The sequence below is a fragment of the Bradyrhizobium diazoefficiens USDA 110 genome (assembly GCF_000011365.1).
In the GTDB taxonomy this organism is placed as follows: domain Bacteria; phylum Pseudomonadota; class Alphaproteobacteria; order Rhizobiales; family Xanthobacteraceae; genus Bradyrhizobium; species Bradyrhizobium diazoefficiens.
Map to the genome: position 1 here is coordinate 8,251,529 of NC_004463.1, position 23,822 is coordinate 8,275,350.

Here is a 23,822-nt window from a genome sequence, read left to right on the forward strand (position 1 = left end):
TCAGGGCAAGGGACGATTTCGAAAATGCGCGACAATGCTCGCATGACGATCGCGACCCGCTGCCACCAGCACCCCGTGCGCCACTTCCCGGCGGTTATAGAGGATGGGATCTCCGGAGAGGTCGCTCATCCTACCATCCGCTTCCTGCACGATCAAATCGGCCGCCGCAAGATCCCAATCATGGCTGTTGCCGCCCGCAAAAGCCGCATCCAGCGCGCCGTGGGCGACCCGGCAGAGCCGGAGCGCGAGCGAGCCGATTCGCGGGTGCAGCTTGATGTCGCCGCCGGCGGTATTGAGACGCTCGACCATCGGCTTGGGGCCGGCCATGCGGGAGAAATCGAGCGTGGACCCGGGCGTCGCCCGCACCGGCTTGTCGTTGAGCAGCGTACCCTGGCCGCGGGCCGCGAAGAAGAACTCGCCGCTGGCCGGCGCGAACACCGCGGCCAGCAGCGGCGCGGCGTCCTCGACCAACGCCACGCTGACGCACCATTCGTCGTGGCCGCCCAGATAATTGCGCGTGCCGTCGATCGGATCGACCACCCAGACCAGCCGCCGCGACAGCCGCGTGGAATCGTCGGCGCTCTCCTCCGACAGCCAGCCATAGTCGGGCGTGGCACTGCGCAGGCGCGCTTCGAGCAGGTCGTTGACGGCGATGTCGGCTTCCGACACCGGCGAGGACGCGCCCTTGGTCCATGTCTTCAGCTCGGTGCGGAACATCGACTGCGCGAGCGCGCCCGCTTCCCGTACCGTGTCTTTCAGCAGCGCCGCGTCGCGCGTCAGGATCGTCGCGTCGAGCGAGTTCGCGTCAGCGTCCGCCAAGCGTCAAACCCTCGATACGCACCGTCGGCGCATTGATGCCGTAGCGGAATTCGAGATTGTTGGCGGGCTGCATCGACTTGAAGATCTCGAACAGGTGGCCTGCGATCGTCACCTCGCTGACGGGATAGGTGATCTCGCCGTTCTCGATCCAGAAGCCGGAGGCGCCGCGGCTGTAATCGCCGGTGACGCCGTTGACGCCGGAGCCGATCAGGTCGGTGACGTAGAAACCCTGCTTGATGTCGGCGATCAGCTCGGCCGGTGTCGGTGTGCCGGCTTCGAGATGCAGATTGTACGGCCCGGGCGAGGGCGAGGACGAGACGCCGCGATGGGCGTGGCCGGTGGTGGCAAGGCCCAGCTCCCGCGCGGTGGCGCAGTCGAGCAGCCAGGTCGTCAGCACGCCCTCGTCGATCAGCGCGATCTTCTTCACCGCGACGCCCTCGGCATCGAAGGTCTGCGAGCGCAGGCCGCGCTTGCGCAGGGGATCGTCGATGATGCGGATGTTCTTGGCGAACAGCTGCTGGCCGAGCTTGTCCTTCAGGAAGCTGGTCTTGCGCGCGATCGAGGCTCCGTTGATGGCGCCGACGACATGGCCGACCAGCGAGCCCGCAACGCGCGGATCGAACACGACCGGCACCTTGCAGGTCTCGACCTTGCGCGGATTGTAGCGCGCCACGGTGCGCTCGCCGGCGGAGCGGCCGACGATCTCCGGCGACAGCAGGTCGGCGCCATGCGGCGCCGAGGTGAAGTCGTAGTCGCGCTCCATGCCGGTGCCTTCGCCGGCGATTGCGGTGGCCGAGATGCCCTGGCTCGAGCGCAGGTAAGAACCGTGGAAGCCGGTCGAGGTGACGAGCACCATGCCGCCCATGCCGGCGGAGGCCGAGGCGCCGCCGGACTTGGTCACGCCCTTCACCGCGAGCGCAGCAGCCTCGGCTTCGAGCGCGCGGCGCTCGAGCTCCGAGGTTGCCGGAATATTCGGATCGAGCAGATCGAGATCGGGGAAATCGCGCGCGAGCAGCGCGGGATCGGCGAGGCCGACATATTTGTCGTCGGGTGCGACCTTCGCCATCGCGACAGCGCGTTCGGCGAGCTTGGTCACGGCATCGCCGCTGACGTCGTTGGTCGAGACCACCGCCTGGCGCTGGCCGACCAGCACGCGCAGGCCGACATCGTCGCCCTCGGACCGCTCGGATTCCTCGACACGGCCGTCGCGCACCTCGACGCCTTGCGAGACGCCGCGCACTGCGACCGCATCGGCCGCATCCGCGCCGGCGCGCCTGGCCGCCTCGACCAGCCGCTGCGCGAGATCGGACAGCGCGGACTGATCGAACAGGTCGCGATTGGCTTTGGGCGAAAGCGTCGAGCTTGGTGAAGGGTTCACAAACGAAATCCTGTTGGGGCGGGGTTCGGGACCGGAACCCACAGATGTGCCCTGATAGCGCGGACTTCAAGCATTTTCAGTCCGCTAAAAGCTCAGATTCGCGACTTCGGCGCAACGTCTCGTCAATCATGCGCGCCAAGGTCTTGTCAATCATGAGCCGAGGTGACGCTGGGTTAACCAGCCTTTTTAAGCGGTTTCGGAAGCCGCCGCGCTAAGGTCCTCGCATCGACCGGGAACATAATCCTGGCGGGGAGAACTAAAGCCGTGAGGCGTCAAACAGCAACAAGCGGGATCGCTCCCGCCGGGTCGAGCCGCTCTCTGCGGCTCGACCCTCTTTCCCTTCCGGTCCGCTTCGATGCGCATGATCCGCGCGCCGACGGATACACAAGGCAGATCGAGCTTCATCGCGAACGTGTCGTGCTGCGCCGTGCCGTCCGCGGCATGCGGATGGCGATCAACGTGCGCGTCAGCGACTTCTCCGGCGTCGCGCTGCGCGGCAACGACGCGGCGCAGGCCCTCGTCCTCGTCCATCGCGATCCCTCGCTCTCCGTTCCGCTGCTGGTCGGCGCCGACGGCGACGAGCTCACCGAGGCCTGGGCGGTCTGGAGCGAGATCTTCGCGCTTCCGCAGCTCGACGAAGGCGCGCGCAAGCCCGCACCGCGCCGCCGCCGCGCCAACGCGATCCGCGCCCGCCGTCCGAAATTCCTGATGCGCCGGCGCACCGCCATGGCGCGCGAGCTGTCGGTTCATCACGGCGAGCGCGAGATCATCGCGAGGAACTAAAGGTGCCGTAGGGTGGGCAAAGCGAAAGCGTGCCCGCCTATTTCCATCTCAATCTCGGCAAGATGGCGGGCGCGGCGCAAGAGCGCCTTTGCCCACCCCACGCATTTGCGTCACGCCGCGCGCATCACCGCGTCCGCGAGCAATCCCGCAAACAACAGCAGGCCCGCATCCCGGTTCGACTTGAACAGGCGCAGGCAAAGCGCGGGATCGTCGATCCTCAAGCGCACGATCTGCGAGGCCAGATGCGCGGCGAAAGCGGCAAGCCCGAGCCAGGCGGGCCAGCGCACATCGCCTGACGCCAGCGCGACGCCGATCAGCACCACCGCGAGCCCATAGAACAGGACCAGCGCCTGGTGCGTGTGCGCGCCGAACAGGCGCGCGGTGGACTTGATGCCGATCAGCGCGTCGTCCTCGGCATCCTGATGCGCGTAGATCGTGTCATAGCCGATCACCCAGGCGATCGATCCGCCATACAGCACGAGCGCGGTGACGTCGATGCGGCCGAAGGTGACGGCAAAGCCCATCAAGGCGCCCCAGGAGAACGCGAGGCCGAGCACGATCTGCGGCCACCAGGTGATGCGCTTCATGAAGGGGTAGATCGCGACAATCAGAAGCGAGGCGATGCCGGTCAGGACCGCGAAGCGATTGAATTGCAGGAGCACCACGAGACCGATCAGGGCCTGCGCGACCATGAAGGCCAGCGCCTGCTTCGTGGTCACCTGCCCCGACGGCAGCGGCCGCGAGCGGGTGCGCTCGACCTTGTCGTCGAGATCGCGGTCGGTGATGTCGTTCCAGGTGCAGCCTGCCCCGCGCATGACGAAGGCGCCGATGAAGAACAGGACGATGGTGAGCGGCAGGCGGCCGGAATCGTGCGCGATGCCGGCGGCGAGCGCCGCCGACCACCAGCATGGCATCAGGAGAAGCCAGGAGCCGATCGGACGATCGAAGCGGGACAATCGCAAATAGGGCCGCGCCCATGGCGGCGCGAGCGTATCGACCCAGTTGCCGGTGGAGTCGGCAACGCGGGCGGATGCGTCGCTCATCGCGTGAGGACGTTGCCGTTGAGCGTGTCGAAGGTGCTGCCGCCCTTCTTGCCGGCATTGGCTTCAGGTGCCGAGCCCGAACCCAGCACCTCGCTCAGCGACGGGCCGGCCGGACCGCGCGGCTGGTTCTGCATCTGCTGCGCGACGTTGCAGACCTTCGTGGTCATGGCCTCGGTGTTCTTGTGGCCGTCCTTCATCTGCGCGCCGACCTGCGGCGGGATTCCGCATTTTGCAGCGTTGGTCTCGACGTACTTGATCATCTTCATTTCAGCCTGGCCGAAATTGCGGATCAGCTTGCACGCCTCGTCCGGCGGCGCGTGGCGGTCGCTCGCGGCCTTAATCGCCTTGCCGCGCTTCTCGGCCTCCTCGCGCAGGGGAATGAAGGCCTTCATGCAGTCCTCACCCGGGGCTTGCGTCGGCGGGGCCGCGCTGAAAGCGCCGGCGCCGCCGACCGGCGCGGCGCCGTTCACCGGAAACGAGGATTGCGGCGCCGTGCCGACGGAGGCTGTCGGCGCCGAGCCGTTCACGGGCGGAAACGCCGAGCTGCTCGCGGCCTGGTTTGGCAGCGGCGCCGGGAAGGCGCTTTGCGCATAGGCGCCCACGGCCCCCATGGTGATCATGGCGGCGGTGATCGGAACCATCAAATGACGGATCATCAAGGCAGTCTCTCCGGCAGGAGCTTACGGGGTTCGGCGTCTTCCCAATTGAAGCGCAACCAGCGTGTTCGCGTTTTTACGATTCCCGCCGGCCCTTAACAACCCGTCGAATAGGGCAAGAGCGCGGCGCGCCGACGCACCGGTTCGGCAATATTTACCCCCGAAATGGCGGCTTTCGGTTAATAACGGCGGCAAATCGGACCTGAATGATGCCTTCCCACGATTTCCGCGCCCCCCGCCTGTTCGTCGATGCCCCCCTGGCCCAGGACGCCAGGGTCCCGCTCGACCGCGACCAGAGCAATTATCTCGGCAATGTGCTGCGGCTTGCCGCGGGGGCCGAGGTCCTGGCCTTCAACGGCCGCGACGGCGAATGGCAGGCCGCCATCGAAGGCCGCAAACGGCCGGACGGCCTCGTCATCCTCCAGCAGACCCGGCCGCAGGACCGGCTGGCCGACCTCACTTACGTCTTCGCCCCGCTCAAGCACGCCCGGCTCGATTACATGGTCCAGAAGGCCATTGAGATGGGCGCCGCCGGCCTGCAACCGGTCCTGACCCGGTTCACCCAGGCCTCCCGGGTCAACACCGAGCGGATGCGTGCCAACGTGGTCGAGGCCTCCGAGCAATGCGGCATCCTGAGCATCGCGACCGTGGCCGAGCCGGTGCCGCTGGAGCGCTTCCTCAGCCAGCGCGCCGCGGGTCGCCTGCTCATCTTCTGCGATGAGGCGGCGGAGGTCGAAAACCCCGTTCAGAGCCTGCAAGGCGCGCGCGAGGCGGGACAAGGTATCGACGTGCTGATCGGCCCCGAAGGCGGCTTTGCCGAGGAAGAGCGGGCGCTGCTGCTGCGACAGCCGAAGATCCTGCGGCTCGCCCTGGGTCCCCGGATCATGCGGGCCGACACCGCCGCGGTGGCTGCGCTGGCGCTGGTGCAGACGGTGCTGGGCGATTGGGGCGGCAAGACGCCCTGATGCTGCGCATTGGCCGGCCGTTAAGCGATTGATCCTTTGGAGGTCGAAACCGCTTTCCGGCCATGCTAAGGGCTGCGCCAACTGGCTTGCCTCCACTTGCCTCCCCTTGCCCTGCCCGGTTCCACCGGGACGATGGACCCCTGAGATGACCGCGACTGCCACCTCAAATGCTGCCGGCTCCGCCGCCTGGGCGGATACGCTGCTCTTGTCGTTCGCGCAGGCCGGCTATGTCAGGGCCGAGCCGGCGATCCTGCAACCGGCCGAGCCGTTCCTGGACCTTTCCGGCGAGGACATCCGCAAAAGTCTGTATCTGACCACGGACCTCACCGGCGAGGAGCTCTGCCTGCGCCCGGACCTGACCATACCGGTGGCGCGCGATTACCTCGCCTCCAGCCGCGCCGGCCAGCCGGCCGGGTTCAGCTATCTCGGTCCGGTGTTCCGCTACCGCAGCGGCCAGGCCAGCGAGTTTCTTCAGGCCGGCATCGAATCGTTCGGCCGCCAGGACCGCGCCGCGGCCGATGCCGAGATGCTGGCGCTGGCGCTGGAGGCGACGGGCGCCTTCGGCGTCCGCGACGTCGAGATCCGCACCGGCGACGTGGCGCTGTTCAACGCGCTGCTCGACGCGCTCAACCTCTATCCGGTCTGGCGGCGCCGCCTGGTCAAGGACTTCAACCGCAAGATCAGCCTGGAGCAGGATCTGGAACGGCTGGCGGCCGCGACGACCGCCACCCGCAGCGAATATGAGGGCGTGCTGGCGGCGCTGGCCGGCTCCGACCGCAAGGCGGCGCTCGCCTTCGTCACCGATTTGATGTCGATCGCCGGGACCACCAATGTCGGCGGCCGCACCACCGCCGAGATCGCCGACCGCTTCCTCGAGCAATCGACGCTGAAGGGCGGCGCGCTGCCCCGCGAGGCGATCACCGTGCTCAAGCGCTTCCTGTCGATCGCAGGCAATCCCGACGACGCCGTCGCCGAGCTGCGCGCGCTCACCACCGACGCCAGGCTCGACCTCACGGCTGCGATCGATCAGTTCGAGAGCCGGGTCGGCTTCATGGCTGCGCGCGGCATCGACGTGAAGCAGACGCGCTTCTCGACCGCGTTCGGACGCGGGCTCGACTATTACACCGGCTTCGAATTCGAGCTGCATCACCGGGGCAATGGCGCCGAACCGCTGGTCGCCGGCGGACGCTATGACGGGCTGATGACCCAGCTCGGTTCAGCCGAGCCGATCGCCGCTGTCGGTTTCTCGGTCTGGGTGGACGCGCTGACCCGGATCGGCCGCAAGGTGGGAGCCTAAGTCATGAGCGCGCCATTCGTTCTGGCCGTTCCCTCCAAGGGCCGCCTCCAGGAAAACACCGAAGCCTTTTTCGCCCGCGCGGGCCTCAAGCTGTCGAAGGCCGGCGGCGCACGCGACTATCGCGGCACCATCGCGGGCCTCGACAATGTCGAGGTCGCCTATCTGTCGGCGAGCGAGATCGCCGCGCAGCTGTCGCGCGGCCTCGCCCATCTCGGCGTCACCGGCGAGGACCTGGTGCGCGAGAACATCGCGGACGCCGACAAGCGCGTGTCCCTGATCGAAGGCCTCGGCTTCGGCTATGCCGACGTCGTCGTCGCGGTGCCGCAGGCCTGGATCGACGTCCGCACCATGGCCGACCTCGACGACGTCACCACCGGCTTCCGCGAGCAGCATCACATGCGGATGCGGGTCGCGACCAAGTTCGTCAATCTCACCCGCGCGTTCTTCCAGAACCACGGCATCACCGATTACCGCATCGTCGAAAGCGCAGGCGCGACCGAAGGCGCGCCGGCAGCCGGCAGCGCCGAGCTGATCGTCGACATCACGACGACCGGCGCGACCCTCGCCGCCAACGGCTTGCGGGTGCTCGACGACGGCATGATCCTGCGCAGCCAGGCCAATCTGGTCGCCTCCAGGGATGCCGACTGGTCGCCGCAGGCGCGGGAGACCGCGCGCGTCATCCTCGACCACATCGCGGCGCGGGCGCGGGCCAACAAATACCGCGAGGTCCGGACCCGATTCCGGCAGTGCGACGCCGCCCTGCTCGGCGAGGCCCACAGCCGTTTCGGCGTCGAGGCCCCGTTCGGCGGGCCGACCTCGTCGGGCATGCTGACGCTGCACTGCCCGCCGGGGCAGCTCTATGCGCTCGCGAGCTTCCTGCGCGAGCATGGCGCCGAGACCGTCTCGGTGGTTTCGCTCGACTACGTGTTCGACCGGGAGAACCCGCTGTTCGCCAAGCTCGAGGCGTTCCTGCGGCGGTGAGCCTCAGGTCCGTTCAGCGTAGCGACAGCAAACGGCAGCTACCATATGCTGTTGAGATGACCTTGAACGCCTCTGGAACCTTGATCGATGACGCTGGGCTCTGATGTTTCCGGCCTGACGACCACCGCGGCCAACGCCGCCGCGAAGGGACTGTCGATTGTCGTCCCCGTCTACAACGAGGCGGCGGGGCTTGCCGCCCTGCACCAGCGCATCTGCGATCTCGCAAAGACCCTGCGGCAGCGCCATCGCCTCGCTTGCGAGGTGGTCTATGTCGACGACGGCAGCGCGGACGCGACGCTGTCGATCGCGCGCAGCCTGCCGGCCGACGCGATCGACGTCCAGGTGGTCTCGCTGTCGCGCAATTTCGGCAAGGAGGCGGCGCTGATGGCCGGCCTCGACCATGCCCGCCTCGGCGCCGTGATGTTCATGGACGGCGACGGCCAGCATCCGCCGGCTCTCGTCGAGCAGCTTGTGGGACACTGGATCGATGACGGCTACGACGTCGTCTATACCGCCAAGGCGCATCGCGACAACGAAACCTTCCTGCGGCGGCTCGCCGTGCATGGCTTCTACGCCCTGATCAACTGGGGTGCCCGCCAGAAGATTCCGGAAGACGCCGGCGATTTCCGCCTGCTTTCGCCGCGCGCGGTCACGGCGCTTCGGCAACTGCCGGAGCGCAACCGCTTCTTCAAGGGCCTGGCAAGCTGGATCGGCTTCCGCCAGATCCGCGTCGACTACGAGCCGTCGCCGCGCGCCCATGGCGTTACCACCTTCAACGCCGCGCGCCTGCTCGGCCTGTCGATCGAAGGCCTGACCTCGTTCTCGGTGGCACCACTGCGTTTCGCCAGCCTGCTCGGCGTCGTGCTCGCCGGCATCGCCTTCCTGTTCGGCCTCTCCATTCTCTGGGAGGTCTTCACCACCGGCAAGCAGGTCCCCGGCTATCCCTCGCTCGTGGTCGGCCTGATGACCATCGGCGGCGTGCAGCTCATCATGATCGGCATCGTCGGCGAATATATCGGCAAGATCCTCTCCGAGCTGAAGGCGCGCCCGATCTACTTCGTCGCCGAGCACAGCGAGAAGCATTTCGAGGCCGACAAGGCCGACGACGCCGCGAAGAGGACGGCGGCCGAATGAGCGCGGCGGCGGCGCCGCGGCGGATCTGGCTCTGCGCCGACGATTACGGCATCAGCCCGGGCGTCAATCGCGCCATCCGAGACCTGATCGAGCGCGGCCGCCTCAACGCCACCTCCGTGATGATGGTCGGCCCCGCGATCGCTCGCGGCGAGATCGAGGCGCTTGAGGCCGCGGCGAAGACGAGCCCGCGCTGCGCGATCGGATTGCATGTGACGCTGTCCGCGCCGTTCCGGCCGCTCACCATGCATTTCCGCCCGCTCGACGGCGACATGTTCATGCCGTTTCCGAAGCTCTTGCGCGCGGGTGTCTTGCGGCGGCTCGACCGCGAATTCTTTCGCAATGAGGTGAAGGCGCAGCTCGTGGCCTTCACGGAGGCTTTCGGCCGCGCGCCAGACTTCGTCGACGGCCATCAGCATGTGCAGCTCTATCCGCAGGTGCGCGACGGCTTTATCGACGCGGTCAGCGAAACCGCGCCGAACGCCTGGGTGCGCCAGGGCGGCCGCGACCTGCCGCTGGCGCAGCGGCTGGCCTCGCCGAAGGCCATGGTGCTCGACATCCTCAGCGCGCAATTCCGCCGCCGCGCCGCCGGCGCCGGCCTCGGTTTCAATCCCGGCTTCGCCGGCGCCTATGACTTCACCCGCGCGGCCGATTTCGGCGCGCTGATGCGGCAGTTCCTGGAAGGCCTCCCCGATGGCGGCCTCGTGATGTGCCATCCCGGCTTCGTGGACGACGTCCTTGCCGCGCTTGATCCGATGACCGACGTGCGCGAACGCGAGCATGCCTATCTTGGGGGCGATGAATTCGTGCGGTTGCTGGCGCAGACCAACGCGACACTGGGGTGAATGGCGGCTAAAGCCGGCCGCGAGGCAGCTTGTCGCATACCGAAATTTAATCCAGCCGGCACTGTTGGGGCCACAATGGAACCCTACATCTCCTGCGCGCTTGGTTTGCGCGAGGGAGATTGATCATGACGCCGCAGGAACGCCAGCTCGTCGACGAGCTTTTTGACCGGCTTTCGAAACTGGAAAATGCACCGCGCGATCCCGACGCGATCGCCGCGATCTCCGACGGCCTGCGCAAGGCGCCCGGCGCCGTCTACGCGCTGGTGCAGACCACCCTGTTGCAGGACGAAGCGCTCAAGCGCGCCCATAACCGCATCCAGGAACTGGAAGCGGCGCAGGCGCCCGAGCCGGCCCAGTCCGGCGGCTTCCTGGATACCATGCGCGACACGCTGTTCGGTGGCGGCCCCTCGCGCGGCTCGGTTCCGAACGTGCCGCCGCGTGACGCACGGCCGGTGTGGAACAGCGGCCAGGCGATGCAACAGGCGCAACCGGGTTACGGCCAGCAGGCTTACGGCCAAGGCCCAGGTCAAGGCCCCGGTCAGGGCTATGGCGCCCCGCCGGTCGGCGGTGGCGGCGGCTCGTTCCTCGGTACGGCCGCGGCGGCCGCGGCCGGCGTCGTCGGCGGCTCACTGCTGCTCTCCAGCATCCGCGGCATGATGGGCGGATCGCACCAGCAGGCCTTCGGCGACACCAACGCCCTGGGCGACCGCAGCGCTGGCGGAAGTCCCTGGGGCGGCAGCGACCAGTCCGGCGGCTCGCTCGCGCGCGATGCCGGCCTCGACGACATCGGATCGAACCGCGACCGTGGCGGCGATTCCCGCCAAGGCTTTGTCGACCAGGCTTCGAACGACGACCAGAATTACAACGATCAGAACGACAATGACGACAACGTAGACCTGGCCGACGACAGCGATTTCGGCGGCGACGATGGCGGCAGCGATTATGCGTAAGGCCGCTCGATAGCGCGCAAACAAAAACGGCCGCCGATGGGGCGGCCGTTTTCATTTCGGGGCTCGGACCTCACATCACCACGACCCTGGTGCCGACATTGACGCGGCCGTAGAGGTCGATGACGTCCTCGTTGCGCATGCGGATGCAGCCGGAGGAGACGTTGGTGCCGATGGTCCAGGGCTCGTTGGAGCCGTGGATGCGGTAGAGCGTGGAGCCGAGATACATCGCGCGCGCGCCGAGCGGGTTTTCCGGACCGCCTTCCATGTGCCTGGGCAAGTCGGGGCGGCGCGCGATCATTTCCGCCGGCGGCGTCCAGTCCGGCCATTCGCGCTTGGCCGTGATCGCCTTGACGCCGGACCAGGTGAAGCCGGGACGGCCGACGCCGATGCCGTAGCGCATCGCCCGGCCGTTGCCCTCGACGAGATAGAGGAACTTGTTCGGCGTATCGACCACGATCGTGCCGGCACTTTCCTTGCCGCTATAGTCAACGAGTTGTTTCTCGAACTTCGGATCGAATTGACGCTGGCGCGGATCGACCGCCTCCTGCTGGAGACCTGCGCCTTGCTGATATCCACCCTGCATCTGCGGTTCGCCCATCGGCGGCAGGCGGCGCGGATCGTTGTAGCCCGGCTGCTGCTGGTACACCGGCGGCGCGTAGGCCGGACCGCGGCCGGGCCCATCGCCGAACAGGAACTCGATGAAGCCGCCGCCCATGTTCGCGTTGGAGGCGACGCGCACCGGCGCCGGCGGCACTTGCGGCTGATAAAGCACCGCGGGCGGATCGTTCGGCACGGTATTGTCGAAGGCGCTGGCGCTGGTTGCGCCGGCAACGAGGGTGCAAGCGCTGCCGAGCAGCGCGACAGACATTTTCTTGAACATCGACGTACTCTGTACTGTTTCGTCTAGATCACATGCGTCGTGCAGAGCTGATGGCTGATCGGCGCCCGCGACGTGGTCAATAAAGAGCAAAAGGCGTTTCGTTTGGTAAACGGAAACGCCGTTTTGATTCACCACGTCGCGAGCGAGAGCCCAATTTGGCGATCAGCGTTTATTTTCGATGAACGCCTCATGCTCATGGTTAATCGCTTCTTCTCGCGTCGTCGCGCGCGGCCGCGCAACAGTTCCGGTCGTGAACCTCGTGTTAAATTGCTTCTGCCTACAAAGACGCGTGAGTGAGGTGGGGGGAGTTTCTGATGGCTATTCACCGCAAACGTTTTCGTGTCGAAGAGGCTATTGTCGGCGAGATGCCCAGCCCCGAAATGATTGAGGAGGCTGCGCCGATGCATAGCGAGATCATGGCGGAGCTGCGCGCGATCCGCGCACAGATGGCGAAGGGCACCGCTGCCCCGCTGTCCGCCAGCGCGGCGATGGCGGCGATCGACGCTTCCACGGCCCATGAGCTTGCCGAGACGCGCACCATGCTCGACACCTACCGGGCGCAGATCGAGCAGTGCGAGAAGCTGAAGGTCGAGCTCGACCTCATCCACGACGCCATCGACCGCACCAAGCGCGAAATCGCGACGCTGCACGGCAAGAGCTTCGACGGCGGCGAGATGGCCAAGGTCAATGGCGAACTCGGCGCGGTCGTCGGCGGCACCGAACAGGCGACCCAGCAGATCCTGGAAGCCGCCGAGTCGATCGACCAGGCGGCCAGCGCGATGTCCAAGGTGCAATCGGCCGACCAGCAGAAGCGGCTCGCCGACGACATCCAGGAACGCGTCATCTCGATCTTCGAGGCCTGCAACTTCCAGGACCTGACCGGCCAGCGCATCAGCAAGGTCATGACCACGATGAAGTTCATCGAGCAGCACATCAACGCGATGATGGAGATCTGGGGCGGCGTCGACGCGATCAAGGCCCATGTGCCGGCGCCGGCCGACACCCGCAGCGAGGACGAAAAACTCCTCAACGGTCCGAAGCTCGCCGGCGACGTCGGCCACGCCTCGCAGGACGACATCGATGCGCTGTTCGACTGAACGGACGCGAGATTACGGAAAAGCAAAACGCCGGCGCGAGCCGGCGTTTTTTGTTTTTTGGCGATTTATCTCACGCTGTCATTCCGGGGCGGTCCGCAGGACCGAACCCGGAATCTCGAGATTCTCAGGTGCGCAATTGCACACCATAGTTCGATGCTTTCGCATCGCCCCGGAATGACGGGAAGAACATCACGCCCTCGGGGCGCAGCGGACGTAGACCATGTTGCCGTAGCGGGTGGCGGCGTCCTTGTCGATGAAGCGGGTGATCAGGACGCGCCCGTCGAAGGACACGATCTCGCGGTCCTGCTCGCCGGGGGTCGGACCGGCCGGCCCGATATAGTTCTTGCCGCTGGGCGAGCCCTTCAGCCGCAATTCCTGCGGTGTCGCCTGGTCGGCCAGATGCATGACCACGCCGCCGGAGGTGCCGGCGCCGATCACGTAAGGATTCTTGCACTGGGACCGCGCGGCGGCCTCGGTGCGGGCGCGGTCGGCCGGGTTCTGGAACGAGGCGAGACCCCAGCGGCCGACGATCTCGTCGGCGCGGATGCTCGCCGGCATTTCCGGACCGGTACCGGGCTCTGCCTCGGGCGGCGGCGAGGACGACGAGAAGGACGGCAGGCTCATGCCGCCGCCGCAGGCGCCAAGCAGCAACGCCAGGCCAGATGCGGCCGCCAGATTGGCAACCCTGCGCGCGTGAGCTGAAGTGATCATGGCATTCCCCCGAACAAGACCATGGCCGCACCCCTTCTGCAGCCAAGCGCAAAACCGCCACCGGAGCAATGACGTTTGATACGCCGGCGCCCCGAACACGTTTCCAATGCCACCATCCTATATCCGCCTCACCAATCGCTTAACCACCTTTGCTTGACAGGATCGCGGCCAAGCCATATTTCCGGGCGCACTATTAGCACTCGGAAAGCCCGATTGCTAAGCGCGCCGTTCGATCCTCGGGACGAGGGTGGACGGAAGCGCCGCCCCACCCACTTCCACTACTTCCGAAGCGAGCCTCCAAAGGGAAACGTCATGGCTAAATCCAAATTTCGTCCGCTGCATGACCGTGTCGTGGTCAAACGTATCGACGCCGAGGAAAAGACCAAGGGCGGCATCATCATTCCGGACACCGCCAAGGAAAAGCCCTCCCAGGGCGAGGTCGTCGCCGTCGGCCCCGGCGGCCGTGACGAGACCGGCAAGCTGATCCCGATCGACCTCAAGGTCGGCGACCGCGTGCTGTTCGGCAAGTGGTCGGGCACCGAGGTCAAGATCGACAACGAAGAGCTCCTGATCATGAAGGAGTCGGACATCATGGGCGTGATGGCCTAAGGCCATCAGCCTGAACGGCCGCTGAATGTCGTGCCCGGATCGCGTGATCCGGGCATCCATCCTTCCGCCGGGTTCGACCTGCGGATCCCGGAATCGATGCGGCCGGCAAAGCGGCAAGACGCAGCACGAAACAAGACACAGCACGAAACACGAGGGATTGCAGAAATGGCTGCCAAAGACGTCAAGTTTTCCGGAGACGCGCGCGAACGCATGCTGCGCGGCGTCGACATTCTCGCCAACGCCGTCAAGGTGACGCTCGGCCCGAAGGGCCGCAACGTCGTCATCGAGAAGAGCTTCGGCGCGCCCCGCATCACCAAGGACGGCGTCACCGTCGCCAAGGAGATCGAGCTCGAGGACAAGTTCGAGAACATGGGCGCCCAGATGGTGCGTGAGGTCGCTTCCAAGACCAACGACCTCGCCGGCGACGGCACCACCACCGCGACCGTGCTGGCCCAGGCCATCGTGCGCGAAGGCGCCAAGGCGGTTGCCGCCGGCATGAACCCGATGGACCTCAAGCGCGGCATCGACATCGCGGTTGCGGCCGTCATCAAGGACATCGAGAAGCGCGCCAAGCCGGTCGCTTCCTCCTCCGAGGTCGCCCAGGTCGGCACTATCTCGGCCAACGGCGATGCCGCCATCGGCAAGATGATCGCGCAGGCGATGCAGAAGGTCGGCAACGAGGGCGTCATCACCGTCGAGGAGAACAAGTCGCTCGACACCGAGGTCGACATCGTCGAGGGCATGAAGTTCGACCGCGGCTATCTCAGCCCCTACTTCGTCACCAACGCCGAGAAGATGACCGCCGAGCTCGAGGACGCCTACATCCTCCTGCACGAGAAGAAGCTCTCGGGCCTCCAGGCCATGCTGCCGGTGCTCGAAGCCGTGGTGCAGTCGGGCAAGCCGCTCGTGATCATCGCCGAGGACGTCGAGGGCGAGGCGCTGGCCACCCTGGTCGTCAACCGCCTGCGCGGCGGCCTCAAGGTCGCCGCCGTCAAGGCGCCGGGCTTCGGTGACCGCCGCAAGGCCATGCTCGAGGATCTCGCGATCCTCACCGGCGGCCAGCTCATCTCCGAAGAGCTCGGCATCAAGCTCGAGAACGTCACGGTGAAGATGCTCGGCCGCGCCAAGAAGGTGGTGATCGACAAGGAGAACACCACGATCGTCAACGGTGCCGGCAAGAAGCCCGACATCGAGGCCCGCGTCGGCCAGATCAAGGCGCAGATCGAGGAGACCACCTCGGACTACGACCGCGAGAAGCTCCAGGAGCGCCTCGCCAAGCTCGCCGGCGGCGTCGCGGTGATCCGCGTCGGCGGCGCGACCGAGATCGAGGTCAAGGAGAAGAAGGACCGCGTCGAGGACGCCCTCAACGCCACCCGTGCCGCGGTGCAGGAAGGCATCGTCCCCGGCGGCGGCGTCGCGCTGCTCCGCGCCAAGAAGGCGGTGGGCCGTCTCACCAACGCCAATGACGACGTCCAGGCCGGCATCAACATCGTGCTGAAGGCGCTGGAAGCCCCGATCCGCCAGATCTCCGAGAACGCGGGCGTGGAAGGCTCGATCGTCGTCGGCAAGATCCTGGAGAACAAGTCCGAGACCTTCGGCTTCGACGCCCAGAACGAGGACTATGTCGACATGGTCGAGAAGGGCATCATCGACCCCGCCAAGGTGGTGCGCACCGCGCTCCAGGACGCCTCCTCCGTGGCCGGCCTGCTGGTGACCACCGAAGCCATGGTCGCCGAGGCGCCGAAGAAGGACGCTCCGCCCGCGATGCCAGCCGGCGGCGGCATGGGCGGCTTCTGAGCCCACCGTTCCCCGACAATGTTGCGAAGGCCGCCTCCGGGCGGCCTTCTTTTTTGCCGACCATGGCTCACGCTTTCCGATTCAACCGACGGCCAAAACCCATTACGGTGGCGCCGATTCTAAAGCGCGATGAGGTCGGAACGAGTCGTCATCACGCTTTAGGTTGTTGTTTGAGCATGATCTTTTCGGTCACACTTTTCCGGATCATGCTCCCTTGCTCGAGGATTTTATCGATGCGCGCGCTTCTGGTTTGCTCCACGGCCCTTGTGGCGGCTCTGCTTGCTGTTTCGCCGGAGGTCGCATCCGCCCAGATGAAGCTGTCGCCAAAGGCGACGGTGCCGGGCGGCCCCGAGACGCGCTATTTCACCTCGATCGACGGGCTGATGGACGGCAATGCCGACGTGATCCTGAAGGAGACGCGCCAGGGCAAGACGGTCACGGCCGCCGTGCTCGACGTCTGTTATCCGGTCGCGAAAAATTCCGACCGCAAGGATCGCTTCGTCGTCAATCTCCAGGTCGCCGGCCAGACGCTGACCGGCACGACGCAGAGCCTCGGCGCGAAGGCGCCCGTCACCGTCAAGCTGCTGCGCAAGCCGACCGGAGACACTTTCGAATTCCGCGGCCAGATTGGAATCGGCCAGGCCGTGACTGAGGTCACCTCGCCCGACAATTCCGATCTCAGCGAGAAGGAGTTTCTGGACAACCAGACCTCCGACGACGGCATCACGCCGCAGCCGAAGGACTTCACCGACGTCTCGCCGGAGGCGATCGCGGTCAAGGTCAAGCTGGATGCGGCGACCGAGTTCCTGAAGAGCCTGAAGGGCCAGGAGGTCGAGGTGACGCTGGCGAGCCTCACCGTCGGCTGCGACGCGTTGCGCGCCGGCGAGCAGACCATCAACATGTCGGTCGACCCGGAGCGCGCCGGCGCGCTGCTGGCAAAATTCAAGGCGATGCCCGGCGTCACCGCCGCGGGCTGGACCGCGGGCATGACCGAGATGGACCGCACCATCCGCTTCGCCGCGGCCGACTGGCGCGACGGCGACAAGATCAACCGCGACAAGCTCGCAGCCGCCGTGGCGGGCGTGCTGGGCCGGACGCTCGCGGCAAAGCCGGTCTCGCAAAACTTCAACCCGGCCACCGGCAAGCTCAAGCTGGTCTTCAAGCGGCCGAACCAGGATTTCCCGACGCTCGATCTGACCGACACGATCGAGGTCGCAGGGCTCATCTCGCCGGACAAGCCCGGCACGACCGACAAGCTCATGCTCTGGATCGGCAGCCCCGCCACCACGACCGCCGACGAGAGCAGCGGCGCCAAGCTCAATCTCTCGGACGAAGCTTCGGCCGACGAGGAGGGCGACCAGCCCGACGACAACGGCTCGGTCGAGGCCCTCGCAAAGGAATTGAAGGGCCAGCGCTGGGACGCCGACAAGTCGGTGTGGAAGTAGACGGAGACACCACCTCAACCCCGGCGAAGCCTTGGCGTAGCCGGGTCGCGGGGTATGACAGCGAGGCTAATTGCCGTTCGCGCGGAAGCGCAGCGGCTTGGGGCCGAGAAGCGTCAGCACGTCGCCCTGGCGCTTCCAGGTCTCGACGCTGCCGAGCGCTGCGACGAGATCGTCGTCGGCCTGGGCCTTTGCCGGCGGGCAGGACCGGTCCTGGATCTGGCCGGGGACGAAGATCACGGTGTTGCCGGCGACCGAGAACTGGCCCTTGCCGCCCTTGCACCAGAGCTCCAGCACGACCTCGCCATTGTCTCCAATCTCGATGTTCGGAATCCGCTTCGAGCCCGGCTGCGGCGACGCCTCCAGCGTCAGTTCGGTGCCGAAGGGAAAACCATCCTCCGCACGCGCGACAGTGGACATCGCAAGCACTGCAACCATCGCACACACCATATGCCTGAGCGAAACCATGAAACCTCTCGAGCGACCTGATTTGCCGCACCTTCTATAAGACGGCGGCGCCATTGAGAAGGTTCGCCCATGACGGACGCAAAAATCCCCGCGGGGGTGAACCCCGCGGGGATTTGCGTCGAAGTGGAGCCTGTTACTTCAACACCATCGCCGTGAACGGCCAGACATAGGCCTGCAACGTCACGAGCACGCCGACGAGGCAGGCCAGCACGATCGAGTGCCAGAACACGAAGCGCAGGATCGTGCCTTCATGGCCGTACCAGTTGGTGGCGGTGGAGGCGACGACGATCGATTGCGCGTCGATCATCTTGCCCATCACGCCGCCGGAGGAGTTCGCCGCGCCCATCAGGATCGGCGACAGGCCGAGCTGCTCGGATGTGATCTTCTGCAAGTTCCCGAACAGCACGTTGGAGGCGGTGTCCGATCCCGTCAGCGCCACGCCGAGCCAGCCGAGCAGCGTGCCGAAGAAGGGATAGAGCACGCCGGTTGCGGCGAAGGCGAGACCGAGCGTCGCATCGACGCCGGACAGGCGCGTCAGCGTGCCGATCGCGAGCATCGCCGAGATCGTGATCAGCGAGATCGCGCACAGCCGGATGGTGCGGGCGTACTCGGTCACGAGCTTGCCGGGACCGACGCCCATCAGGAAGCCGGAGATGATCGCCGCGATCAGCATGCCCGTACCGGTGAAGGACAGGTAGGTGAAGCCGAACACCGCGCTCTCCTTGGTCGGCCCTGGCGCGACCGGCGGCATCTTGTTGATCATCTGGTGCAACTCGGGAACGGGATAGTTCCAGGTGAAGATCGAGTTCGCCCAGGTCTTGAAGCCACCATTGCCCCAGACCAGCATCACGATGCAGACCATGATCCATGGCAGCAGCGCGCTGAAGAGCTCGCTTTGCGTCAGCGGTGTCTTGTCCAGCGGCTTTGCGGCGGCCATGGTGGAGGCCGATTCGTCGCGGCCGCGCAGCGCCGGCGACAGCCAGAGCTGCCTGGGCTGCCACACCTTCAGGAACAGGATCAGCGCGCCCATCGAGATCAGCGAGGCGCCGATGTCGACGATCCACGGATTGATGAAGTTCGAGATCACGAATTGCGGGACCGCGAACGACACGCCGGTGACGAGGATCGCCGGCCAAACGTCCTTCATGCCCTTCCAGCCTGCGAACGCCCACACCACCCAGAACGGCACGATCAGCGAGAAGAACGGCAACTGCCGTCCGACCATCGCGCCGAGGATGTAGGGATCGAGCCCGGTGACCGAGGCAAGGCCCTGGATCGGCGTGCCCAGCGCGCCATAGGCGACCGGCGCGGTGTTGGCGATCAGCGACAGGCCGGAAGCGGCGAGCGGCGAGAAGCCGAGGCCGATCAGCACCGCGCCGGTGATCGCAACCGGCGTGCCGAAGCCGGAGGCGCCCTCGAAGAAGGCGCCGAACGAGAACGCGATCAGCAGCAATTGCAGCCGCCGGTCCTCGGTGACGCCGCCGACCGCGCGCTTGAGCAATTCGAAGCGTCCGGTGGTCACCGTCACCTGGTAGAGGAAGATGACGTTGAGAACGATCCAGCCGATCGGGAAGAAGCCGGTCACGACGCCGAGGATCGAGGCGCGGATCGACATGTTCACCGGCATGGTGAAGACGAATATCGTGATCAGGTTGGCTACGATCACGGCGATGATGGCCGCGATATGCGCCTGGACGCGGCCGCTCGCGATCAGGACCAGCAGCGTGACGACGGGTACCGCCGCGGCGATCGTCGACAGCACAGGGTTGTGCAGCGGATCATAGATTTGATTCCACATGGTCTTCCTCCCCCACGCATGTGTGCCGCAGGCGGCCCGCGTGGACAGCCGAACCTGCTTGACGCTGGAAGCGATAACCCCCGAGCTGGACGCGAATTCCTCGCGAATGCGGCGGTTCCCGTCCGCTCACAAGCTCGCGAAGTCCCGAAGGCCCCCACCCCGCGCCGTTAAACCCCATGCTAGGGTTGCAAGCGCCGACAAGCCAACGCAAATTGCAGAACTTGCGACTTTAGTCTAAGCGCGCCCATTTCGGCCGTTGCCTCAGCCATTTGGCTCCAGGCATTTGTGCACATCCCCTCAGGAGACAGAGCTCTGTGAAGAACATCAGCGCCACGCTCGCGATCGTCTGGCGAATCGCCGTCCCCTATTTCCGATCCGAGGACAAATGGGTCGGCCGCGGCCTGCTCGCCGCCGTGATCGCGATGGAGCTGGCGCTGGTCGCGATCGACGTGCTCGTGAACCAGTGGCAGAACCGGTTCTACAGCGCACTGCAGGCGAGCGACTGGGACGCGTTCGTCACGCAGATCTGGATTTTCGTCGCCCTCGCCTCGATGTTTATCGCGCTGGCGGTCTACAAGCTGTACTTGAACCAATGGCTCCAGATCCGCTGGCGGCAATGGCTGACCCGGCACTATCTGGGCGAATGGCTGCAAGGCGCCACGCATTACCGCATGCAGCTCAAGGGCGATGCGGCTGACAACCCGGACCAGCGCATCACCGAGGACGTCAAGAACTTCGTCGAGCAGACCCTGACGATCGGGCTCGGCCTGCTCTCGTCGATCGTGACGCTGTTCTCCTTCGTGATCATCCTCTGGGGTCTCTCCAACGCCGCGCCGCTGCACCTGTTCGGCACCGACCTCATGATCCCGGGCTATCTTTGCTGGGGCGCGCTCGTCTACGCGATCTTCGGCACCGCGCTGACGCACTGGATCGGTGCTCCGCTGGTCAACCTCAATTTCGAGCAGCAGCGCTATGAGGCCGACTTCCGCTTCCACCTCGTCCGCGTCCGCGAGAATTCCGAGCAGATCGCGCTGCTCAAGGGTGAAGGGGCCGAACGCGGCCGGCTCCTGGGTCGCTTCGGCCTTGTGATCGGCAACTGGTACGCCATCATGAGCCGGACCAAGCGCCTCACCGCGTTCACCGCGAGCTATCAGCAGGCCGCCGTGATCTTTCCCTATGTGCTGGTGGCGCCGGCCTTCTTCGCCAAGAAGATCCAGCTCGGCGACATGATGCAGACCGCATCGGCCTTTTCCAGCGTACAAGGCGCGTTGTCGTTCTTCGTCACGGCTTACCGATCGCTCGCGGAATGGCGCTCGATCGTCGCGCGTCTCGATGGCTTCGAGATGTCGGTCGATTCAGCCGCGAACCTGCCGGCACATGAGCCGGCGATCGCCCTCGAGGCCGCCGGCGGCGACCGCAATATCGGCCTCGAGCAGCTCTGCGTGAACCTGCCCAACGGCACGCCGCTGGTCGCCGCCGGCGCCTTCGCCATCCAGGTGCCGGAGCGCGTGCTGGTGACGGGGCCGTCCGGCTCCGGCAAGTCGACCCTGTTCCGGGCCATCGCCGGCATCTGGCCGTTCGGCACCGGCACCATCGTCGTCCCCGAAAGGGCGAAGCTGATGATGCTGCCGCAGCGCCCCTATTTCCCCGTCGGGGTTCTGCGCGATGCCGTGGTCTATCCCGCAGCGCCTGATACATTCGACGCCGCGCGCGTCCGGGACGCGCTGATCGCGGTCGGATTGCCCGACCTCGCCGAGCGGCTCGACGAGGACGGGCACTGGAACCGGATGCTGTCGCTCGGCGAGCAGCAGCGTCTGGGTCTCGCCCGCGCGCTGCTGCATGCGCCGGACTATCTGTTCCTGGACGAGGCCACCGCCTCGCTGGACGAGCCGTCCGAGGCCCGGCTGTACCGGCTGCTGACGGAGAGGCTGCCGCAAGCCGCCATCGTCTCGATCGGCCATCGCTCGACCCTCGATGCTTTCCATACCCGCAAGGTGACGATGGTGAAGGACGGCCAGATCCACGTCCTCGGCAAGAGCGGCGAGCCGGTCCAGGCGGAATCGACCGTGGCGCGCTGAGGCGCAAGACGATCGCTATCGTAGTCGAAGGACCCCGATAAGGGCCTTTCCTTGCGGCCCATCCTTCGAGACGCCCGCCTTTGGCGGGCCCTCAGGATGAGGTCGGACTTCGCCGCAAAGTCCCAGATCCTCATGGTGAGGAGCGCCGCCCTGCGGCGCGCCTCCCGGACGATGCTTCGCATCGCCTAGAAAACCATGAAGGCCCGGCACGATCGCAGCGCTCCAGGCCGCAAAAGCAAAAGGGCGGCAGATTGCTCTGCCGCCCTCAGCAAGTCGTTTCGGGAAGAAACTTACTTCAGGTTGGTCATCGCCGTCAGGTCGAACGACAGCTTGGCGATGCCGGCCGCGCCGCACCAGTTGGAGCCAGCGCCGCTCGGGTTGATCGGGGTGACGTTGGTGGTGCCGGTGGCATTGAAGGCGCTGGTGAAGGCGTTGCAATCACCCTTGTTCAGGTCGGTGTCGGAGTAACGCAGATCCAGCGTGAACACCTTGTAGGTGAAGCCGATGCCGACGTTCCAGGTGTTGTAGTCCTTGTAGGGAATACCGTTGGCGAAAACGGTGCCGGCGCCGGTGCCGTAGAAGGCGTCCGAGGTGCCGAACCACTGGCGGCCGAACTCACCCGACACATACATGCCGACGCCCGAGGGACCGAAGACGGTGCTGGGCGCGGTGTACTTGGCAGTCACCGACGCGTAGTTGCCCCAGGCACCCGAGTTCAGGAAGTTCGGCGAGTAGTACTCGTTCACGCCGACGGCCCAGTTGTCGTTGATGGTGTAGTTCAGCTTGGCATAGCCTTCGAAGAAGCTGACGTTCTTCTTCATGACGTTGCCGTCGGCGAGGAAGATCGTGGTGGTGCTGACGGCGCAGACGTTGCCGCCGGGAACGCCGCCGGTGAGCACGTTGTCGGCGCAGCTTCCGCCCGGATACAGGTAGCCCCAGATACCGAAGTCGAAGGCGAAGGCGCCGAAGGTCGGGCGGATACCGCCGTAGACGTCGACTTCAGCCGCAGCGCGGTTGGCGAAGGAGATGCTCTCCGCGGACACACCGGCGTAAAGCTGGAGGTCCTTGGTGACGTTGTAGCGCGGCTCGAAATAAGCGGCGACCGACGGCTGGTGGTTCGACTGGGTCACGCCGCGGAAGATGTAATCGCTGACGAGCGCACCGCCGAAGGCGATGTCCCAGGGGTCGAAGGCAGCGACCGGCGGGGCCTTCTTGGCCTTCACCGCCATATCCGCCGCGAAAGCCGAACCCGTCGTCACCATTGCCAGCGCCGTTGCCAACAAAGCCACTTTTTTCATTTCGATCCCCATCACCAGTTCTCACCCAGTCGGTTTCCCGGAAGCCCCCCGGGGCGTACGACCCAACATCAAAAATTCATGACTGCGGCAATCTGGATCGGGGGATGTGAACCGTGAAGCAAAAAACGCGGGCATCTGCTGACTTTTTAGGCGTTCTGACGATTTCACGAAAGGTTGTCTGCCTGTGTGGCTTCTCGATCACATTATTTGCCCTCCAAAGGGCACTGAAGGACGGGGTTAGTACGGAGACCTGCAGTACCGTGCTCCGCGCGCTACGAATCGGGCTGGCGCCGGGGAATGGCGGCCTCCGGCAGCCACAGCCGCGATGCAGAAAGGCCGCAGCGTCGCCGCCGCGGCCCTCCTGCTGTCGATCGTGGTCGTTGGGTGAAGCCAGCCCTGGCCCAGCCCCTGGCCTGACCGCGGGCCTGACCTTAGGCCTAACCCTGCCCCTCGGCCGGCGTCGGTTCCGCAGAAGACGAAGGCATCGCCCAGCTTGTCTCGGCGACAGGCTCGGGAGCCGGAGCTGCCACCGGCGCTGACGGCTTCGGCGCGGGAGCTGCCTTCGCCTTCTTCGGTGCCGCCTTCTTCGCAACCACCTTCTTGGCGGCCTTCTTCGGTGCAGCCTTCTTTGCAGCTTTCTTGGCCGACTTCTTCGGTGCGGCCTTCTTGGCAGATTTCTTCGCTGACTTCTTGGCTGCCTTCTTCGTCGCCTTCTTCGCGGTCTTCTTCGCCGCTACAGCCTTCTTGGCCTTTTTTGCCTTCTTGCTTTTTTTCTTTTTCGCTTTCGCCATCGTGG

General features: G+C 65.9%; 22 protein-coding genes. 12 read left to right on the forward strand and 10 right to left on the reverse strand.

Going from position 1 to position 23,822, the window contains the following annotated elements; translation table 11 throughout:
- The gene (locus BJA_RS38130; protein ID WP_028174622.1) at positions 1-819 is read right to left on the reverse strand and encodes a 3'(2'),5'-bisphosphate nucleotidase CysQ; all 819 of its coding nucleotides are present in this window, start codon (positions 817-819) and stop codon (positions 1-3) included.
- Positions 806-2,197 carry a TldD/PmbA family protein gene (locus BJA_RS38135; protein ID WP_028174621.1) on the reverse strand — a complete coding sequence of 464 codons (1,392 nt, stop codon included), beginning with the start codon at positions 2,195-2,197 and terminating at the stop codon, positions 806-808. The genes BJA_RS38130 and BJA_RS38135 overlap by 14 nt, the downstream gene beginning before the upstream one ends.
- Positions 2,198-2,461: 264 nt before the next feature.
- Here BJA_RS38135 and BJA_RS38140 point away from each other — a divergent pair, with 264 nt between their 5' ends.
- Positions 2,462-2,980 (forward strand): DUF6101 family protein, encoded by a 519-nt coding sequence (locus BJA_RS38140; protein ID WP_011090252.1) that lies wholly within the window; start codon positions 2,462-2,464, stop codon positions 2,978-2,980.
- A gap of 110 nt (positions 2,981-3,090) precedes the next feature.
- Here BJA_RS38140 and ubiA read toward each other — a convergent pair whose 3' ends face one another.
- A complete protein-coding gene (ubiA, locus tag BJA_RS38145; protein ID WP_011090253.1) occupies positions 3,091-4,023 on the reverse strand; it encodes a 4-hydroxybenzoate octaprenyltransferase in 933 nt (310 codons plus the stop codon).
- Entirely contained in the window at positions 4,020-4,679 is a 660-nt protein-coding gene (locus tag BJA_RS38150; protein WP_011090254.1) for a hypothetical protein, read from the reverse strand. The genes ubiA and BJA_RS38150 overlap by 4 nt, the downstream gene beginning before the upstream one ends.
- A 209-nt stretch (positions 4,680-4,888) precedes the next feature.
- Between BJA_RS38150 and BJA_RS38155 the strand changes: the two genes are divergently transcribed.
- The 6 genes from BJA_RS38155 to BJA_RS38180 all read left to right on the forward strand — a co-directional run bounded on the left by BJA_RS38155 (position 4,889) and on the right by BJA_RS38180 (position 10,848).
- Positions 4,889-5,644: a 16S rRNA (uracil(1498)-N(3))-methyltransferase gene (locus tag BJA_RS38155; RefSeq protein ID WP_038967316.1), complete on the forward strand. Its 756-nt coding sequence runs from the start codon at positions 4,889-4,891 to the stop codon at positions 5,642-5,644.
- Between the two features lie 145 nt (positions 5,645-5,789).
- Positions 5,790-6,941: an ATP phosphoribosyltransferase regulatory subunit gene (locus BJA_RS38160; RefSeq protein ID WP_011090256.1), complete on the forward strand. Its 1,152-nt coding sequence runs from the start codon at positions 5,790-5,792 to the stop codon at positions 6,939-6,941.
- A 3-nt stretch (positions 6,942-6,944) separates the two neighbouring features.
- Positions 6,945-7,922 (forward strand): ATP phosphoribosyltransferase, encoded by a 978-nt coding sequence (gene hisG / locus BJA_RS38165; protein ID WP_011090257.1) that lies wholly within the window; start codon positions 6,945-6,947, stop codon positions 7,920-7,922.
- Between the two features lie 87 nt (positions 7,923-8,009).
- Positions 8,010-9,056 (forward strand): glycosyltransferase family 2 protein, encoded by a 1,047-nt coding sequence (locus BJA_RS38170; RefSeq protein WP_011090258.1) that lies wholly within the window; start codon positions 8,010-8,012, stop codon positions 9,054-9,056.
- Complete coding sequence (locus tag BJA_RS38175; RefSeq protein ID WP_011090259.1) at positions 9,053-9,898, forward strand: ChbG/HpnK family deacetylase; 846 nt, start codon at positions 9,053-9,055, stop codon at positions 9,896-9,898. Before BJA_RS38170 ends, BJA_RS38175 begins: the two co-directional genes overlap by 4 nt.
- A gap of 125 nt (positions 9,899-10,023) precedes the next feature.
- Positions 10,024-10,848: a DUF2076 domain-containing protein gene (locus tag BJA_RS38180; protein WP_011090260.1), complete on the forward strand. Its 825-nt coding sequence runs from the start codon at positions 10,024-10,026 to the stop codon at positions 10,846-10,848.
- Between the two features lie 70 nt (positions 10,849-10,918).
- Here BJA_RS38180 and BJA_RS38185 read toward each other — a convergent pair whose 3' ends face one another.
- Positions 10,919-11,728, reverse strand: coding sequence for a L,D-transpeptidase family protein (locus tag BJA_RS38185; RefSeq protein WP_038967312.1), 810 nt, complete (start codon positions 11,726-11,728; stop codon positions 10,919-10,921).
- A gap of 314 nt (positions 11,729-12,042) precedes the next feature.
- On the opposite strand from BJA_RS38185, the gene BJA_RS38190 reads away from it, so the two are divergent.
- Positions 12,043-12,825, forward strand: a complete 783-nt coding sequence (locus BJA_RS38190; protein WP_028174613.1) for a protein phosphatase CheZ — start codon at positions 12,043-12,045, stop codon at positions 12,823-12,825.
- A 189-nt stretch (positions 12,826-13,014) separates the two neighbouring features.
- Here BJA_RS38190 and BJA_RS38195 read toward each other — a convergent pair whose 3' ends face one another.
- Positions 13,015-13,536: a hypothetical protein gene (locus BJA_RS38195; RefSeq protein WP_028174612.1), complete on the reverse strand. Its 522-nt coding sequence runs from the start codon at positions 13,534-13,536 to the stop codon at positions 13,015-13,017.
- Positions 13,537-13,848: 312 nt separating this feature from the next.
- Here BJA_RS38195 and BJA_RS38200 point away from each other — a divergent pair, with 312 nt between their 5' ends.
- The 3 genes from BJA_RS38200 (at position 13,849) to BJA_RS38210 (ending at position 17,387) form a co-directional block, all read left to right on the forward strand.
- Positions 13,849-14,145: a co-chaperone GroES gene (locus BJA_RS38200; RefSeq protein ID WP_011090264.1), complete on the forward strand. Its 297-nt coding sequence runs from the start codon at positions 13,849-13,851 to the stop codon at positions 14,143-14,145.
- A 165-nt stretch (positions 14,146-14,310) separates the two neighbouring features.
- On the forward strand, positions 14,311-15,942 hold the full coding sequence (gene groL / locus BJA_RS38205) for a chaperonin GroEL (protein ID WP_011090265.1): 1,632 nt from the start codon (positions 14,311-14,313) through the stop codon (positions 15,940-15,942).
- A gap of 233 nt (positions 15,943-16,175) precedes the next feature.
- Positions 16,176-17,387 (forward strand): hypothetical protein, encoded by a 1,212-nt coding sequence (locus BJA_RS38210; RefSeq protein ID WP_028174611.1) that lies wholly within the window; start codon positions 16,176-16,178, stop codon positions 17,385-17,387.
- Between the two features lie 66 nt (positions 17,388-17,453).
- Here the strand turns inward: BJA_RS38210 and BJA_RS38215 are convergent, their stop codons facing one another.
- Positions 17,454-17,852 carry an META domain-containing protein gene (locus tag BJA_RS38215; RefSeq protein ID WP_038967314.1) on the reverse strand — a complete coding sequence of 133 codons (399 nt, stop codon included), beginning with the start codon at positions 17,850-17,852 and terminating at the stop codon, positions 17,454-17,456.
- 133 nt (positions 17,853-17,985) lie between these two features.
- Positions 17,986-19,650 (reverse strand): L-lactate permease, encoded by a 1,665-nt coding sequence (locus BJA_RS38220; RefSeq protein WP_011090268.1) that lies wholly within the window; start codon positions 19,648-19,650, stop codon positions 17,986-17,988.
- 314 nt (positions 19,651-19,964) lie between these two features.
- Between BJA_RS38220 and BJA_RS38225 the strand changes: the two genes are divergently transcribed.
- Positions 19,965-21,728: an ABC transporter ATP-binding protein/permease gene (locus BJA_RS38225; RefSeq protein ID WP_011090269.1), complete on the forward strand. Its 1,764-nt coding sequence runs from the start codon at positions 19,965-19,967 to the stop codon at positions 21,726-21,728.
- 290 nt (positions 21,729-22,018) lie between these two features.
- On the opposite strand, the gene BJA_RS38230 is transcribed toward BJA_RS38225, so the two are convergent.
- Together BJA_RS38230 and BJA_RS38235 are read right to left on the reverse strand one after the other, a co-directional pair.
- On the reverse strand, positions 22,019-23,026 hold the full coding sequence (locus BJA_RS38230) for a TorF family putative porin (protein ID WP_028174608.1): 1,008 nt from the start codon (positions 23,024-23,026) through the stop codon (positions 22,019-22,021).
- A gap of 437 nt (positions 23,027-23,463) precedes the next feature.
- Positions 23,464-23,817, reverse strand: a complete 354-nt coding sequence (locus BJA_RS38235; RefSeq protein WP_011090271.1) for a histone — start codon at positions 23,815-23,817, stop codon at positions 23,464-23,466.
- Positions 23,818-23,822: the final 5 nt, after the last annotated feature.